Annotated in this window: 11 protein-coding genes; 9 read left to right on the forward strand and 2 right to left on the reverse strand. The window is 64.2% G+C overall.

Annotated elements, in window-relative coordinates; translation table 11 throughout:
• The first annotated feature begins 250 nt into the window (after window positions 1–250).
• From BLQ09_RS08760 to BLQ09_RS08800, 9 genes are all read left to right on the forward strand, one after another.
• Complete coding sequence (locus BLQ09_RS08760; RefSeq protein WP_092356253.1) at window positions 251–1,582, forward strand: amidase; 1,332 nt, start codon at window positions 251–253, stop codon at window positions 1,580–1,582.
• An 11-nt stretch (window positions 1,583–1,593) separates the two neighbouring features.
• Window positions 1,594–2,472, forward strand: coding sequence for a polysaccharide deacetylase family protein (locus BLQ09_RS08765; protein WP_010212857.1), 879 nt, complete (start codon window positions 1,594–1,596; stop codon window positions 2,470–2,472).
• 38 nt (window positions 2,473–2,510) lie between these two features.
• A complete protein-coding gene (locus BLQ09_RS08770; protein WP_027604649.1) occupies window positions 2,511–3,851 on the forward strand; it encodes an MFS transporter in 1,341 nt (446 codons plus the stop codon).
• Window positions 3,852–3,861: 10 nt separating this feature from the next.
• Window positions 3,862–4,623 (forward strand): SDR family NAD(P)-dependent oxidoreductase, encoded by a 762-nt coding sequence (locus BLQ09_RS08775; protein ID WP_027604648.1) that lies wholly within the window; start codon window positions 3,862–3,864, stop codon window positions 4,621–4,623.
• Window positions 4,624–4,700: 77 nt separating this feature from the next.
• The gene (locus BLQ09_RS08780; RefSeq protein ID WP_027604647.1) at window positions 4,701–5,450 is read left to right on the forward strand and encodes an SDR family NAD(P)-dependent oxidoreductase; all 750 of its coding nucleotides are present in this window, start codon (window positions 4,701–4,703) and stop codon (window positions 5,448–5,450) included.
• 13 nt (window positions 5,451–5,463) lie between these two features.
• Complete coding sequence (locus BLQ09_RS08785; RefSeq protein WP_092356256.1) at window positions 5,464–5,763, forward strand: hypothetical protein; 300 nt, start codon at window positions 5,464–5,466, stop codon at window positions 5,761–5,763.
• Window positions 5,760–6,734 carry a CobW family GTP-binding protein gene (locus BLQ09_RS08790; protein WP_092356258.1) on the forward strand — a complete coding sequence of 325 codons (975 nt, stop codon included), beginning with the start codon at window positions 5,760–5,762 and terminating at the stop codon, window positions 6,732–6,734. Before BLQ09_RS08785 ends, BLQ09_RS08790 begins: the two co-directional genes overlap by 4 nt.
• Window positions 6,731–7,903, forward strand: a complete 1,173-nt coding sequence (locus BLQ09_RS08795) for an ABC transporter substrate-binding protein (protein WP_065926582.1) — start codon at window positions 6,731–6,733, stop codon at window positions 7,901–7,903. The genes BLQ09_RS08790 and BLQ09_RS08795 overlap by 4 nt, the downstream gene beginning before the upstream one ends.
• A 213-nt stretch (window positions 7,904–8,116) precedes the next feature.
• Window positions 8,117–10,453: a putative bifunctional diguanylate cyclase/phosphodiesterase gene (locus BLQ09_RS08800; RefSeq protein ID WP_092356261.1), complete on the forward strand. Its 2,337-nt coding sequence runs from the start codon at window positions 8,117–8,119 to the stop codon at window positions 10,451–10,453.
• 105 nt (window positions 10,454–10,558) lie between these two features.
• Here BLQ09_RS08800 and BLQ09_RS08805 read toward each other — a convergent pair whose 3' ends face one another.
• On the reverse strand, window positions 10,559–12,976 hold the full coding sequence (locus BLQ09_RS08805; protein WP_092356264.1) for a glucose/quinate/shikimate family membrane-bound PQQ-dependent dehydrogenase: 2,418 nt from the start codon (window positions 12,974–12,976) through the stop codon (window positions 10,559–10,561).
• A 380-nt stretch (window positions 12,977–13,356) separates the two neighbouring features.
• On the reverse strand, window positions 13,357–15,375 hold the full coding sequence (locus BLQ09_RS08810; RefSeq protein ID WP_092356267.1) for a TonB-dependent receptor: 2,019 nt from the start codon (window positions 15,373–15,375) through the stop codon (window positions 13,357–13,359).
• Window positions 15,376–15,492 lie beyond the last annotated feature (117 nt).

A 15,492-nucleotide genomic window follows, 5' to 3' on the forward strand; every position in this document is an offset into this window, starting at 1 on the left:
TGGGGCCTTGAACGTAGGAATGTTACTTTTCTGCACCAAAATGTACTTATTAATAAAAGATACATTATTTCATTGAAGGCGCTTCGCAAGCGTGGCGCACGATTTTTTTCCATCGATCAACACCATCTATCCCGTAGCTATGGGTAAGAATGCGTAATCGCGCCAAGAGCGCTACGCAGAGACTGGCACGAAAGCTGCCTTTATAAAATGTACATTTTATTAATATGTACGTTTTATGAGGTTTCCCCTGATGTCAGACGCCACTTCACTGGCCGAGGATTTCGCCAGCGGTCGCAGCGACCCGGTGCAAGCCCTTGAGCAGGCACTCGATCAAGCGAGCCGCTCGACCAGCGTATTTATTGCCCTGACCGCCGAACGCGCCCGCCGTGAAGCCGAAGCGTCCGCCGCCCGGTGGCGTGCCGGCCAGCCCTTGAGCCTGTTCGATGGCGTGCCCCTGGCCTGGAAAGACCTGTTCGATGTGGCCGGCAGCATCACCACCGCTGGTGCCGCCTACCGCCGCACTGCGCCCGCCGCGTTGCTGGACGCCCCCAGCGTGGGCCTGTTGTGCCGTGCCGGGATGGTCAGTGTCGGCAAGACCAACCTCAGCGAACTCGCCTATTCCGGTTTGGGCCTGAACCCGCATTTCGGCACGCCGCACAATCCCCATGGCACCGACCAGGCGCGTATTCCCGGCGGCTCGTCGTCCGGTTCGGCGGTGGCGGTCGCGGCCGGTATCGTGCCGATCGCCATGGGCACCGACACTGCAGGCTCCATCCGCATTCCGGCAGCGCTCAACGGCCTGGTGGGGTACCGCAGCAGCAGCCGACGCTACAGCCGCGACGGTGTGTTTCCCCTGGCCCGTTCCCTCGACAGCCTTGGCCCGTTGACCCGCAGCGTGCGCGATGCCTTGGCCATCGACGACCTGCTCCATGGCCGTGCCCGGCAGCACAGTGCCCGCCGTCTGAAAGGGCAGCGTTTTGTGTTGGAACAGGGGGTGCTGGCCGACGTGGAGCCTGCGGTGCGCAACAACCTGCTGCGTGCCGTTGAGCGACTGAAGGCCGAAGGTGCGCTGATTGAAGAGCGTGACAGCACCCCGTTCCAGGCCACCCTGGAGCTGATCAAGCACCAAGGCTGGCTCGGCGCGTTCGAAGCCTTCGCCCTGCACCAGGCCCTGCTCGACAGTGCTGACGCCGAGCACCTCGACCCCCGCGTGCGCCGCCGCCTTGAAGCCGCGCGCACATTGCCGGCCAGCCAGTTGATCCACCTGACCGACGCACGCCGCCGCCTGCAACAGCAACTGCTCGATGACCTCGACGGCGCGATCCTGATCACCCCCACCGTCGCCCATGTCGCCCCGGCATTGGCACCGCTTGAAGCCGACGACGAACTGTTCGTCAAAACCAACCTCGCCACCCTGCGCCTGACCATGCCCGGCAGTTTTCTCGACATGCCGGGCATCAGCTTACCCAGCGGCCGCGATGCCCAGGGCCTGCCCACCGGGCTGCTGCTCAGCGCCCCGAGCGGAGAAGATGCGCGGCTGTTGCGCGCGGCCTTGTCCGTCGAATCCGTCCTCAACCTTTAAGGAGAAACACCATGGCTAAAGACATCCTCTGTGCATTTGGCGTCGACGTCGACGCCGTCGCCGGCTGGCTCGGTTCCTACGGCGGCGAAGACTCGCCCGACGACATCTCCCGCGGCCTGTTCGCCGGTGAAGTCGGCGCGCCGCGCCTGCTCAAACTGTTCGAACGCTACGGCCTGCGCACCACCTGGTTTATCCCCGGCCACTCGATGGAAACCTTCCCCGAGCAGATGAAGGCCGTGGCCGACGCCGGCCACGAAATCGGCGTGCATGGCTACAGCCACGAAAACCCGATTGCGATGACCGCCGAGCAGGAAGAAATCGTTCTCGATAAATCCATCGAGTTGATCACCCAAGTCACCGGCAAACGCCCCACCGGCTACGTCGCGCCGTGGTGGGAATTCAGCAAGGTCACCAACGAGCTGTTGCTGAAAAAAGGCATCAAGTACGACCACAGCCTGATGCACAACGACTTCCACCCCTACTACGTACGCAAGGGCGACAGCTGGACCAAGATCGACTACAGCCAGCACCCCGACACCTGGATGAAACCCCTGGTGCGCGGCGAAGAAACCGATCTGGTGGAGATCCCGGCCAACTGGTACCTCGACGACCTGCCGCCGATGATGTTCATCAAGAAAGCCCCCAACAGCCACGGCTTCGTCAACCCGCGCCACCTCGAGGAGATGTGGCGCGACCAGTTCGACTGGGTCTACCGCGAGCACGAACACGCGGTGTTCACCATGACCATCCACCCCGACGTGTCCGGCCGCCCGCAAGTGCTGCTGATGCTCGAGCGCTTGATCGAACACATCCAGAGCCATGCCGGCGTGCGTTTTGTCACCTTCGACGAAATCGCCGACGACTTTATCCGCCGCCAACCGCGTACCTGATCCCAACCCAAGCAGCCCCCACCTCCCGAGGCGCGATTATGTCCATCTACAACAAGCTTGACCTGACTGGCTGGAAACCCCGGCAACTGACGTCCCAGGAAGTGCGCTTCGCCACCTGGATCGCGTTTTTCGCCTGGGTGTTTGCGGTGTACGACTTCATCCTGTTCGGCACCTTGCTGCCGGAGATCGGCCGACACTTCGGCTGGGGTGAAGTGGAGCAGGCTGAAATCGCGACCTGGGTGGCGGTGGGTACCGCCGTGGTCGCCTTGGCCATCGGGCCGATCGTCGACAAGCTGGGGCGGCGCAAAGGGATTATTTTCACCGTGGCCGGTTCCGCCCTGTGCTCGGCGCTGACCGCCATTGGCGGCGCGTGGGGCAAGTCGCCGCTGATCCTGATCCGTTCGCTGGGCGGCCTGGGGTATGCCGAAGAAACCGTCAACGCCACCTATTTGACCGAGCTGTATGGCGCCTCGGAAGACCCGCGCCTGACCAAGCGCCGCGGCTTCATCTACAGCCTGGTGCAGGGCGGCTGGCCGGTCGGTGCGTTGATCGCCGCCGGCTTGACCGCGCTGTTGCTGCCGATCATCGGCTGGCAGGGTTGCTTTATCTTCGCCGCGATCCCGGCCATCGTCATCGCGATCATGGCGCGCAAGCTCAAGGAGAGCCCGCAGTTCCAGATCCACCAGCGCATCAGCCAACTGCGTAAAAGCGGCGCGGTGAAAGAAGCACAAAACGTTGCCGTGACCTACGGCGTGGACTACGACGAACACAGCAAGGCCGGCCTCAAGGCGGCCTTCCGTGGCCCGGCCCGTCGCGCCACCCTGGTGATCGGCGCTGCGCTGCTGCTCAACTGGGCAGCGATCCAGGTGTTCAGTGTGCTCGGCACCTCGGTGATCGTCAGCGTGCACCACATCTCGTTCGAGAACTCGCTGATCATCCTCGTGCTGTCCAACCTGGTGGGTTACTGCGGCTACCTCAGCCACGGCTGGATGGGCGACAAGATCGGCCGCCGCAATGTGATCGGCCTGGGTTGGATGCTTGGCGGCCTGGCGTTTGCCGGCATGCTGTTTGGCCCGAGCAATATGCCGATGGTGGTCGGGCTGTACAGCCTGGGCCTGTTCTTCCTGATCGGGCCGTACTCGGCGGCACTGTTCTTTATCAGTGAAAGCTTTCCCACCAGCATCCGCGCCACCGGCGGCGCGATCATCCATGCCATGGGCCCGATTGGTGCCGTGGTCGCGGGCTTTGGTGCGACCCAGGTGTTGTCCGCCGGCAGTGACTGGCAGACCGCCGCGCTGTGGTTCGGCGCGCTGCCATGCTTCTTGTCCGGCGCCCTGATGTTTGCCGCCCGCCATGTGCGTCCGGAAACCGTTCAGTAAGGAGAATGTGATGAGCCGTAAAGTTGCCCTGATTACCGGTGCCGCCAGTGGCATCGGCCAAGCCCTCGCCGTGGCCTATGCCCGCAGCGGCGTGGCGGTGGTGGGCGGGTATTACCCGGCCGATCCCCACGACCCGGGCACCACCGTGTCGTGGGTGGAAGAGGCGGGGGGCGAGTGCCTGATGTTGCCGCTGGACGTGGGCGATACCGACTCGGTGGACGCCCTCGCCGAGCAGGCGGTACAGCATTTCGGCCGGCTGGATTACGCGGTGGCCAACGCCGGTTTGCTGCGCCGTGCGCCGCTGCTGGAAATGACCGACGAGCTATGGAACGAGATGCTCAATGTCGACCTGACCGGGGTGATGCGCACCTTCCGCGCGGCGACGCGGCATATGAACGAAGGCGGCGCGCTGGTGGCGATCTCCTCGATTGCCGGCGGCGTGTATGGCTGGCAGGACCACAGCCATTACGCGGCGGCCAAGGCCGGTGTGCCGGGGTTGTGCCGTTCGCTGGCGGTGGAACTGGCGCCCCTGGGCATCCGCTGCAATGCGGTAATCCCGGGGTTGATCGAGACGCCGCAGTCGCTGGATGCGAAGAACTCGCTGGGGCCGGAAGGTCTGGCAAAAGCGGCGCGAGCGATTCCGTTGGGGCGGGTAGGGCGCGCGGATGAAGTGGCGTCGCTGGTGCAGTTCTTGACCAGTGAAGCGTCGAGTTATTTGACCGGGCAGAGCATCGTCATCGACGGCGGCCTCACCGTGCGCTGGCCTGACTGACTGATGTACTCAATCCAAATGTGGGAGGGGGCAAGCCCCCTCCCACATTGGAAGTAAAATTTTTCAGGAGTTTTTGCATGAACCAACTGACCAACCGCCGGGCCGTGATCACCGGCGCCGGCAGCGGCATCGGTGCCGCCATCGCCCGCGCCTATGCCGTTGAAGGCGCGCGTCTGCTATTGGCCGACCGCCACGCCGCCAGCCTCGCCGAAACTGCGACCGCCTGCCGCCACCTGGGCGCCGAAGTGGTCGAGTGCGTGGCCGATGTGGGCACGGTCGAAGGCGCCCAGGCCAGTGTCGACCGTTGCGTCGAACATTTCGGCGGCATCGATATCCTGGTCAACAATGCCGGGATGCTCACCCAGGCGCGTTGCGTCGACCTGTCCATCGAGATGTGGAACGACATGCTGCGCGTCGACCTCACCAGTGTGTTCGTCGCCAGCCAGCGCGCCTTGCCGCATATGTTGGCGCAGCGTTGGGGGCGGATCATCAACGTGGCGTCGCAACTGGGCATCAAGGGCGGCGCCGAACTCACCCACTACGCGGCCGCCAAGGCCGGGGTCATCGGTTTTACCAAGTCCCTGGCCCTGGAAGTGGCCAAGGACAATGTGCTGGTCAACGCCATCGCCCCCGGGCCGATCGAGACGCCGTTAGTGGGCGGTATCAGCGACGATTGGAAGCGCGCCAAGGCCGCTGAATTGCCCTTGGGACGCTTCGGCCTGGCGGACGAGGTGGCGCCCACCGCCGTGCTGCTGGCCAGTGAACCGGGCGGCAACCTGTTCGTCGGCCAGACGCTGGGCCCGAACTCCGGCGATGTCATGCCATGAGCGGGGTGTAGCCATGTGCGGACTCTGCGGATTGCTCGGCGAAGACCTGCACTGGAGCGACCCCTTGGGTGATGAACTGCCCCGGCGCCGCGAACGCCTGCGCCGTATCGCCGCGATCAACCAGGTGCTGGCGGTGTTCCGGCTCAAGGTCGAAGACTTCCAGGGTGCGTCTTATCTGCTGGTGGGCGCCACCGGTAAACAGGCACTGGCGAGCGGCTTGGATCAACTGTGGCAGGCAGCTGAAACCATGCTCGGCCGGCCGCTGGACCCCCTTGATCCGCGTCTGCTCGATCACTTGGAGTCAGCGCCATGAGCATGCCCCTGAATGTCATCACCGGCTTCCTCGGCAGCGGCAAGACCACCTTGCTCCAGCGCCTGCTGCAAGGCGAAAGCCTGGGCGATACCGCGTTGCTGATCAACGAGTTCGGCGATATCGGCATCGACCATCTGCTGGTGGAAGAGGTCGCGCCGGACACTGTGCTGCTGCCCAGCGGCTGCATTTGCTGCTCCATCCGTGGCGAGCTCAAGGACGCGTTGCTCGGCCTCTTGCAACGCCGCGAGCGTGGCGAAATTCCTGCGTTCAAACGGGTGATCCTCGAGACCACCGGCCTGGCCGACCCGGCCCCGATCCTCGCCACCTTGAACAACGACGTGCAACTGCGCGGGCGTTTTCATATCGGCCTGGTGGTGACGCTGGTCGACGCCAGCCACGCCGCGTTGCAGGAACGCCTGCACCCGGAATGGCTGGCCCAGGTCGCGGCGGCAGACCGTTTGCTGCTGAGCAAGACTGATCTTGTGGATGACTGCGAACCGCTGCGTGCGCACCTGCAAGCGCTCAACGCCGGTACGCCGGTCCTCGATACCCACGCCATCCACAGTGGCGACCAACTGTTGCTCGGCGAAGGCCTGCGCAGTGCCGAACCCGCCCTGGAAGTCAGCCGCTGGCAATTGCACCAGACCACCAGCGCCACCCACGGTACGGCCCAGGTGTGCAGTATGACCTTCGACCGGCCGCTGGACTGGGTCGGCTTCGGGGTGTGGTTGTCGATGCTGTTAAGATGCCACGGCGAACGAATCCTTCGCGTCAAAGGACTGCTCAACGTGAACGCCAGTAACGCCCCCATCGTCATTCATGGCGTGCAGCATTGCCTGCATGCCCCGGTCCATCTGCCTGCGTGGCCAGGCACCGAGCGGCAATCGCGCCTGGTGTTTATCCTGCGCGGTCTCGACCCAACGTTGCTGCGGCGTTCCTTTGAGGTGTTCTCACGGCGGTTCGCCGGATGATCACCTTACGGGTGCTCGGCACCTCGGTCACTTTGCTCGAATGCCTGCGGGTGCGCGCCGAACAGGAACTGGGGATTCGCCTGGTGTACCAGGTGCACGATGTGGAGCAGGCCCAGCGCATCGCAGTGATGCAGCCCGACAGCTATGACCTGTACGACCAATGGTTTCACAACGTCGACTTCGTGTGGCCGGCCCGGGCGATCCAGCCCATCGACACGCGGCGCATCGCGCTGTGGCACGAGATCAACGACCTGCCCAAGCGTGGTCGGCTGTCGCCCAACGACCGCCTGGGCAGCGGCAGCGTGCCCAGCGAGCGCCTGTTCGTGCAGCACGACGGCAGCCTCGGCAGCACCGTCACCGAGCGCATCAGCATGCTGCCCCTGACCCACAATGCCGACAGCTTCGCCTACCGCCCCGAGCGCCTGCCCGAGGGTTTTTGCCACGGTAACGAAAGCTGGGGCTGGCTGCTGGACCCGGCCTGGCGCGCCCGCACGGCGCTGCAGAGCGATGCTGCCATCGGCGCGCTGGATGCTGCGCTGGCGGTGCAGGGCGCGGGGCTGGCGCGCTTCAACGACATCGGCAATATGAGCATCGAAGAGATCGACGTGCTCGCCGATATTCTGGTGCGCAAGCAGAAGGAAGGGCATTTCGCCGCGTTCTGGTCCGACGATGAAGAGGCCGCGCAACTGATGCTCAGCCCGAGCATCGATATTCAGAGCCTGTGGTCGCCAACCCTGATGCGCCTGCACCGCGCCGGGGTGAAATACCGCCTGGCGGTCCCCCGCGAAGGCTATCGCGCCTGGTTCGGCGGCTTGTCATTGTCGCGCCATGCCCAGGGGCCGGTGCTGGACGCGGCCTACGCGTACCTCAATTGGTGGTTGTCCGGCTGGCCGGGCGCGGTGATGGCGCGCCAGGGTTACTACATCGGCAACCCGGCGCGCAGCCGTGATCACCTGAGCAGTGCCGAGTGGGATTACTGGTACGCCGGCAAGCCTGCACGGGAGGAGCTGCTCGGCAGTGATGGGTTGCCGTTGATCGATATCGGCGAGGTGCGCGATGGCGGCTCCTATGAGCAGCGCATGGGGCATATTGCGGTGTGGAACTCGGTCATGGATGAGCACAACTATCTGGTGCGGCGTTGGGGGGACTTCATGCGCGCGCGCAGCTGACAGGGAGGTATGGTCAAGCGGTTGTCGCCAATAAAATGACAGTAAAATCCCCGGTTTTATTCGGTGCGCTTCTGCTCTGTCCCAGCTAATCTGCTAAAACCAAATTTCCAGTCTGAATGGATGTTTTTTTGACGGCGGGTCAGAGCGCAAGGAATGCACATGACTAAGGGACGCAGCGGCAGCGAGCGGCGAACGCTGCCGGAGGGCACTGCCATGACATGGCGCCATACCTTTCAAACCCGCATTGCCGGGGTGTTGGCGCTGTTGCTGCTGGTGGTGGTCGCCGCGACCTATTTCGCCGTCAAGAGCGCCACCCGCCGTGCCGTGGAGAACCAGGCACAAGTCCAACTGAAAACCGGAACCCAGGTATTCGAGCGTCTGCTGGACCTGCGCGGGCGGCGCCTGCAATACGGGCTCGACTGGCTCGCCGGCGATGGTCCGTTCAAGCTGGCCGTGGCCGAGGGCAAGCCTGCGCCGATCCTGGCGGCACTGCGGCGCCACGGCACCGGCATCCGTTCCAGCGAAGTGTTTGTGCTGGGCCTGGATGGCAAGGTCATGGTCAGCACACTTCCTATCCTCACCCGCGGCCAGCCGTTCCCCTATGACGCCGCCTTGCGCCATGCGCGGCGCAATGGCCTGCACATGGTGATCGTGGCCCTGGACGGGCGGCCTTACCTGCTGGTGCAGGATGAAGTGCGCGACCCGTTGCCCATCGCGCGCATCGTGATGGGCTTTGCCATGGACCAACTGTTCGCCTATGAACTGCGCTCCATGAGCAACCTGGAAGTGTCGTTTCTCTGTGTGCAGGACGGCACGCCCGGCCCGCTGTTCAGCACCCAGCCCGACGCGTACCGGGCCACCGCCCTCAGCCTGCTGCACGACGCTCCGCTCAACCCTGAGGCACAGATCCATGGGTTCCACGGTCAGCGCGTGCTCAGCCGCGTGCTTCCATTGGCCAATACCGGCGACGGCGATGACGTGCGCGTATTGCTGCAAAGCCCGCTGGACCATGCGCTGGAATCCTTTGCGCCGCTGGACCGGCAGTTTCTCGGGATTGCCCTGGCGGTGCTGCTGGTGTCGTTGGCCGGCGCGTTGTTCCTGGCGCGGCGGGTGTCGCGCCCGCTCAACGCCCTCGTGGAGGCGGCGGGGCGCATCGGCGCCGGTGATTACCGCACGCCGGTGCGGGTGCGCAGCCACGATGAGTTCGGTTTGCTGGCCCGCGCCTTCAACGCCATGCAAAGCGGCATCGCCGTGCGCGAACGGCAACTGGCCCATAACGCCCTGCATGATCCGCTCACTGGCCTGCCTAACCGAGCCCTGGCCATGGAACGCCTGGGCAGTGCGATCAGTGCCCGGCGGCCGGTAGTGCTGCTGTACCTGGGCATCGAGAACTACCGGGTGATCAACGAGGGCTTCGGTCCCGAGGGCGTGGATGAAATGCTGCGCGAAGCCAGCCGCTGCCTGTCCATGAGCCTGCTGGCCAGCGACACGGCGGCGCGCATCACCGGCAGCGAGTTCTTGCTGTTGCTGGAAAACACCGAGATCGACCGCGCCGTGGCCCGTGCCGACCGCCTCTACGCGCTGCTTACCGAGCCCCAGCGCATCGGCAATGATGAAGTGCGCCACGAGGTCAGCATCGGCATCGCCGCCTACCCCGCCGATGGCCAGCAGGTGGAAGAGTTGATCAGTCGCGCCGCCATCGCACGCCACGATGCGGCGACGCTGCCGGGCTATCTGCAGATCTACCAGCAGGACCGCGACCTCGCCCACCAGCGCCAGATCACCCTGATCCGCGACCTGCGCCGGGCCGTCGTCGAAGGCGAATTGTACCTGTGCTACCAGCCCAAGCTCGACCTCAAGCATGGCGAGGTGTGCCAGGCCGAAGCCCTGCTGCGCTGGCAGCATCCCACCCTGGGGCTGGTGTCGCCCGCCGAGTTCATCCCCCTGGCCGAGCGCACCGGCAGCATGGGCGGCCTGACCCTGTGGGTGATCGAAGAAGCCATCCGCCAGATCGGCGAGTGGTCGCAGCGCGGCATGCACATTCAGTTGTCGGTGAACATCTCGGTGGATGACCTGGCCGATGACGACCTGGCGATCCGCGTCAGCACCTTGCTGATGCAGTACGGCGTGGCGGCCCGGCAACTGATTTTCGAAATCACCGAAAGCGCGATCATGCACAACCCGCAGCAAGCCTTGAGCGTGCTGGAGCAACTGCGCGGCTGCGGCATCAGCCTGTCGGTGGATGACTTCGGCACCGGCTATTCCTCCCTGGCGCAACTGCAGCGCCTGCCGGTGCAGGAGTTGAAGATCGACCAATCCTTCGTGCGCAACCTCGACAGCACCAGCGGCGACGGCGTGATCGTGCGTTCGACCATCGAAATGAGCCACAACCTGGGGCTCAAGGTTGTGGCCGAAGGCGTGGAATTCGAGCCCAGCCTCAAGCTGCTCAAGCAGTGGAACTGCGATACGGCCCAGGGCTACCTGATCAGCCGGCCGCTCAATGCCATGGCGTTCGAGATGTGGATGCGGCGAGAACGCAAGCCGCTCTGAAGCACCGCATAATCCAACACCGCGCAAATCCGCAGCTGCTATGGAAGGCACAAAAAAGGCGGCTACCTGTGAGGGTAGCCGCCTTGGTTTTGCCGCCGATAAAGCTTAATCCGGCAGTTTGAACGCCATCACGTAGTCACCCTGCTTGGTCCCCAGGGAACCATGACCACCCGCCATGACCAGCACGTACTGCTTGCCGTCCTTGCCGGTGTAGGTCATCGGGGTGGTTTGCGCGCCGGCGGGCAGGCGGCCTTCCCACAACTGCTTGCCGTTTTTCACGTCATAGGCCCGCAGGTACTGGTCGAGGGTACCGCTGAGGAACGACACGCCACCGGCGGTGGTGAAGGTGCCGCCCAGGCTCGGTACGCCCATGGTCAGGGGAACCGGCACCGGCGAGCTGTCACGCACGGTACCGTTCTTGTGCATCCAGATAGTCTGGTGGGTGGTCAGGTCGACCGCGGCCACGTAACCCCACGCCGGTGCCTGGCACGGCAGGCCCAGGGGCGACAGCAGTGCTTCGAGGATCACGCCGTACGGCGCGCCTTTGTTCGGCTGCACGCCCTGGGTTTCGCTGACGCGCGGGCCTTGCTTGGCGATGTCGGCCGCCGGGATCAGCTTGGATTTGAACGCCATGTAGCTCGGGTTCACGAAGGCGATCTGGCGTACCGGGTCGACGGAAATGCCACCCCAGTCGAACACGCCGAAGTTACCTGGGTAAACGATCGAACCTTGCAGCGATGGCGGGGTGAACGGACCGTCGTAGCGCATGGATTTGAAATCGATGCGGCACAGCATCTGGTCGAACGGCGTCACGCCCCACATGTCACGCTCCTTGAGGGGCGGTGGCATGAAGTTCAGCTCGGACTTCGGCTGGGTCGGGGAAGTACGGTCGCCCGCGACAGCGCCCTGGGGCACGGCCACTTCGTGGATCGGCACCACCGGCTGGCCGGTGGCGCGGTCCAGCACGTAGATGCTGCCTTGCTTGGTCGACGCCATCACCGCTTGCTTCACGCCGGCTTCGGTCTTGATGTCGATCAGCGACGGCTGGCCGCCGACGTCCATGTCCCACAGGTCATGGTGAGTGAACTGGAAGGTCCACTTCACGTGGCCGCTGTCGATGTCCAGGGCAGTCAGGCCCGCAGCGTATTTCTCGGAATCGTCGGTACGGTCGCCGCCGTACTGGTCGGGCATCTGGTTGCCCATCGGCAGGTAGAGCATGCCGAGTTTTTCATCCACGGCGAACATGGACCACATGTTCGGCGAGTTGCGGGTGTAGGTCTTGCCTTCGGCCAACGGGGTGGTGTCGTCCGGGTTGCCGCTGTCCCAGTTCCACACCAGCTTGCCGGTGTGCACGTCGAACGCGCGGATCACGCCGCTGGGCTCGTCGGTGGAGACGTTATCGGTGACGTGGCCACCGATCACCACCAGGTTTTTGGTCACGGCCGGTGGCGAAGTGGAGTAGTAACCGCCTGGGGCGAAGCTGCCGATGTTGGCACGCAGGTCGACCTGGCCTTTGTCACCGAAGTCTTCGCACATCTTGCCGGTGTCGGCGTTCAGGGCGATCAGGCGGGTGTCGGCGGTCGGCACGAAGATGCGTTTCGGGCAGGCATTCGGCGCGGCGGCCGGGCTGGCGCTGCCGGTCGGGCTCTGCTCGGAAGCGTAGGCGGCGTCATCGTGATACGACACGCCACGGCAGGTCATGTGCGCCCAACCCTTGAAGTTCTCGGCACCCTGGCTGCTGATCTTCGGATCGAAGCGCCAGATTTCCTTGCCGGTGTCCGGGTCCAGCGCAATCACCTGGCTGTGGGGCGTGCACACGTAGAGCATGCCGTTGACTTTCAGCGGGGTGTTTTCCGCGGTGGTTTCGCCTGGATCGTTCGGGCCGGGGATGTCGCCGGTGCGATAGGTCCACGCCGGTACCAGCTTGTGCGCGTTTTCCGGAGTGATCTGCGCCAACGGCGAGTAACGATCACCGTAGGCCGAGCGGCCGTAGGAGTTCCAGTCGCCATCGGCCTGGGACGGTGCAGCGCTGGCCATGCCCGGTACCGCGTCGCGGTCCAGTTGGCCGGTCTTGACCATTTCACCGGGGTTGGTGAATTGGCTGGCCAGGGCGGTTGCACCGGCCAGCACCACGGCCACGCTCAGCGCGCCAGTGCCCAGCGGGGCAGGTTGGCCGCGCAGCAACGGACGGCGAAACCACGGGAGCAGCATGACGATGCCCAGGGCGAACAGCAGCGCCAGGCGCGGCACCAGCTGCCACCAATCCAGGCCGACTTCCCACAGGGCCCATACGGTGCTGGCGAACAGCACCAGCGCGTACAGGCCCAGCGCGGCGCGGCGGGTGGCCAGCAGCAGCAGGCCGGTCAGGGTGATGCCGATACCGGCCAGCAGGTAGTACAGCGACCCGCCGAGCAGGCTCAGCTTGACGCCGCCGGCCAGCAAGGCCAGGCCCATGATCAGCAGCAAGACGCCTAGCAGCCTCGGCAGCAGGCGGCTTGGACGTGAAGCACCGTCAGTGCTCATAGTTGTGTTTCTCCGTTACGTTGGAATTATGTATCCCCGTGTTTCTTCACTGTAGATGACGATTCGACACGGGCTTGGTTCAGCGTTAATTACGTTTTTCTGTGGATAACGGACTTATCCACAGGTGGGAGATTTATTCCCGTGCGCAGGTCGGCGTAAGACAGCGCTGTCTTGGCGGGTAGGAATAATCAGCAAAGTGGGGTCGGCCGGGGGAGTGAAACGTTTCAGGTTATTGCCGACAAGGATAAAGCGCTGGCGCACCAAGAGAAAGCACGAATCGCAAGATGCATCATTTCAGATTTGGTAACAGTGACAGATCGTCGCTGCCCAATAACGGTGGGAGGGGGTAAGCCTCCTCCCACAGGGGCATTTCAGTGTGTTTAGAAGGTGGTGCGGATGCCCAATTGCACGCTGCGCCCCGGTGCCGGCGCGATATCACGCAGGATCGAGCTGGCGTAGCGCACGGTCTGGTTGGTCAGGTTTTCACCGTTCACAAACGCCAGCCATTGGCTGCCGCCGAGATTGAAGCGATAGCCCGCGCTCGCGCCCAGGGTGGTGTAGCCATCGGTACCGCTCTCGTTATCCGGCACACGCCCTTGCCCGGCCGCGTGCTCGACGTCGATGCGCGCCTGCCAGCGGTCCAGTTCCCACAGCAGGCCGCTGTTCAAGCGCAGCGGCGCGATGCGTGGCAAGGCTTCGCCGGTGTCCAGGTTGGTGGCGCGGGTGTAGTCGCCTGACAGCTCCAGCGCGAACTTGCCGTAGGCGCCTTCGCCGAGCTTCCAGTGATCCTGGGCCTCGAAGCCGGCGAAACGTGCGCGCACACCGGAGTATTCGTACTCGGGGATTCCGCCAGCGTCTTCTTCGCCTTCGTCGTTCAGCGTACGACCGGTGCCCAGCAAACCGATGTAATTGGAGAAGTGGCTGTAGAACACGCCGAAGCTGCCCTTGTGGGTGCCGGTGTCAAAGCGCAGGGCCAGGTCGCTGGACACGGCTTTCTCTTTCTTCAGGTTGGCGTCGCCCAACTCATAGGTGCCGGTGGCGACGTGGGCACCGTTGGCGTACAGCTCGTAGAAGGTCGGTGCGCGCTCGGTGTAGCCCAGGGTCGCGGCCACGGACCAGATCGGCGTGAGGGTATACACCGCGCCCGACGACAGGCTGCCGGCGGTGAAGTGGTTGCTCCTGTCGGCGCCGGCGAAGCGTTCGTTGCCCTTGGCGTCGGGGTCGACGCGGGTGTGTTCCAGGCGCCCGCCGAGGCTGAGTTTCAGGCGGTCGGTGGCTTGCATTTCTTCGAGGATAAACAGCGCGCCGGCGTTGGTATCGGTCTGCGGCACGAAGGCTTCTTCGCCCAAGGCCGAGAACTCGTTGCGCGTCACCTGCGCACCGACCACGCCGTCGAATGGGCCGAGCGGCTGGTGACGGGCTTCGACGCGGGCTTCGTAGCCCTTGTTCTTGAAGACCGTACCGGTTTCGCCGCCTTCGATTTCGCGGTGCTCGTAGTCGGTGTAGCCGGCGTCGACCTTGACCGAGGTAAACGGGCCTTGCAGGTTGCGGATTTCGGACGCGAACCCGTAGTGATCCTGCTGCATGCGGATGCGCACATCCTGCTCGGCCGGGGAGCCGTAGTTGCTGTCGTAGTTGCTGTAGGACAGCCCGGCGTAACCGTCGTCCCAGGTGTAGGAGCCGCCTACCGCGCCGCCGTCCTGGCGCCCGTCGCTGTTGCCCAGGCGGCCGTTCCTGCCGGGTGCGTCATCGCTGTCCGGGGCGTGGCGGCTGCGGGCCTGGCCGGGGATTTTCAGGTCGTTGAATTCCCGCGCGTTGGCATCCAGGTGCAAGGCGAAGGTGCCATTGCCGGCTTCCAGCTTGCCCGCACTGCTGCGCGTGGTGTCGGCGCCGCCGTAACGCAGTTCACCGGCGCCGTGGATGCCCTCGATGGCTTCGGTGGGGATGCGGTTGTCGAAGGTGTTGACCACGCCACCGATGGCGCTGCCGCCATACAACAGCGCTGCCGGGCCGCGTACGATTTCAATGCGTTCGACATTCACCGGGTCCAGCGGTACCGCATGGTCGTAGGACAGTGACGAGGCATCCAACGCCCCCACGCCATTGCGCAGGATACGAATGCGGTCGCCGTCCTGGCCACGGATGATCGGCCGGCTGGCGCCCGGGCCAAAGTACGAAGACGACACGCCCGGCTGCTTGTTCAGGGTTTCGCCGAGGCTGCCTTTTTGTTGCAGGGTCAGCTCATCACCCTCCAGCACGGTGGTCGGCGAGGCGAGTTGCTCGCTGCCCAGCGGGTTGCCGGTGATGACTTGGGGTTGCAGTTCCAGGGCGTGGGCTTCCGAGCTGATCAGCAGGGCGGCGGCGAGCGGCGACAAGCGCCACAGGGAGGAGAGGGACATCGGACATTCCTTGGCAAAACGACGAAAAGACTTGAGACGTATAGTTACAATATAACATCTCTTTTTTGCCGAGGGCGGGAACTTTTTTTACCTGCCAGGGCGGAGTGATAAGGTGTG

It is taken from the genome of Pseudomonas sp. NFACC25 (assembly GCF_900100935.1).
Classification (GTDB): domain Bacteria; phylum Pseudomonadota; class Gammaproteobacteria; order Pseudomonadales; family Pseudomonadaceae; genus Aquipseudomonas; species Aquipseudomonas marginalis.

Excerpts from the sequence above, each read along its gene's own strand:
- BLQ09_RS08760 (WP_092356253.1), top strand. The coding sequence starts at position 251 with ATGTCAGACGCCACTTCACTGGCCGAGGATTTCGCCAGCGGTCGCAGC.
- BLQ09_RS08765 (WP_010212857.1), top strand. The coding sequence starts at position 1,594 with ATGGCTAAAGACATCCTCTGTGCATTTGGCGTCGACGTCGACGCCGTC.
- BLQ09_RS08770 (WP_027604649.1), top strand. The coding sequence starts at position 2,511 with ATGTCCATCTACAACAAGCTTGACCTGACTGGCTGGAAACCCCGGCAA.
- BLQ09_RS08775 (WP_027604648.1), top strand. The coding sequence starts at position 3,862 with ATGAGCCGTAAAGTTGCCCTGATTACCGGTGCCGCCAGTGGCATCGGC.
- BLQ09_RS08780 (WP_027604647.1), top strand. The coding sequence starts at position 4,701 with ATGAACCAACTGACCAACCGCCGGGCCGTGATCACCGGCGCCGGCAGC.
- BLQ09_RS08785 (WP_092356256.1), top strand. The coding sequence starts at position 5,464 with ATGTGCGGACTCTGCGGATTGCTCGGCGAAGACCTGCACTGGAGCGAC.
- BLQ09_RS08790 (WP_092356258.1), top strand. The coding sequence starts at position 5,760 with ATGAGCATGCCCCTGAATGTCATCACCGGCTTCCTCGGCAGCGGCAAG.
- BLQ09_RS08795 (WP_065926582.1), top strand. The coding sequence starts at position 6,731 with ATGATCACCTTACGGGTGCTCGGCACCTCGGTCACTTTGCTCGAATGC.
- BLQ09_RS08800 (WP_092356261.1), top strand. The coding sequence starts at position 8,117 with ATGACATGGCGCCATACCTTTCAAACCCGCATTGCCGGGGTGTTGGCG.
- BLQ09_RS08805 (WP_092356264.1), bottom strand. The coding sequence starts at position 12,976 with ATGAGCACTGACGGTGCTTCACGTCCAAGCCGCCTGCTGCCGAGGCTG.
- BLQ09_RS08810 (WP_092356267.1), bottom strand. The coding sequence starts at position 15,375 with ATGTCCCTCTCCTCCCTGTGGCGCTTGTCGCCGCTCGCCGCCGCCCTG.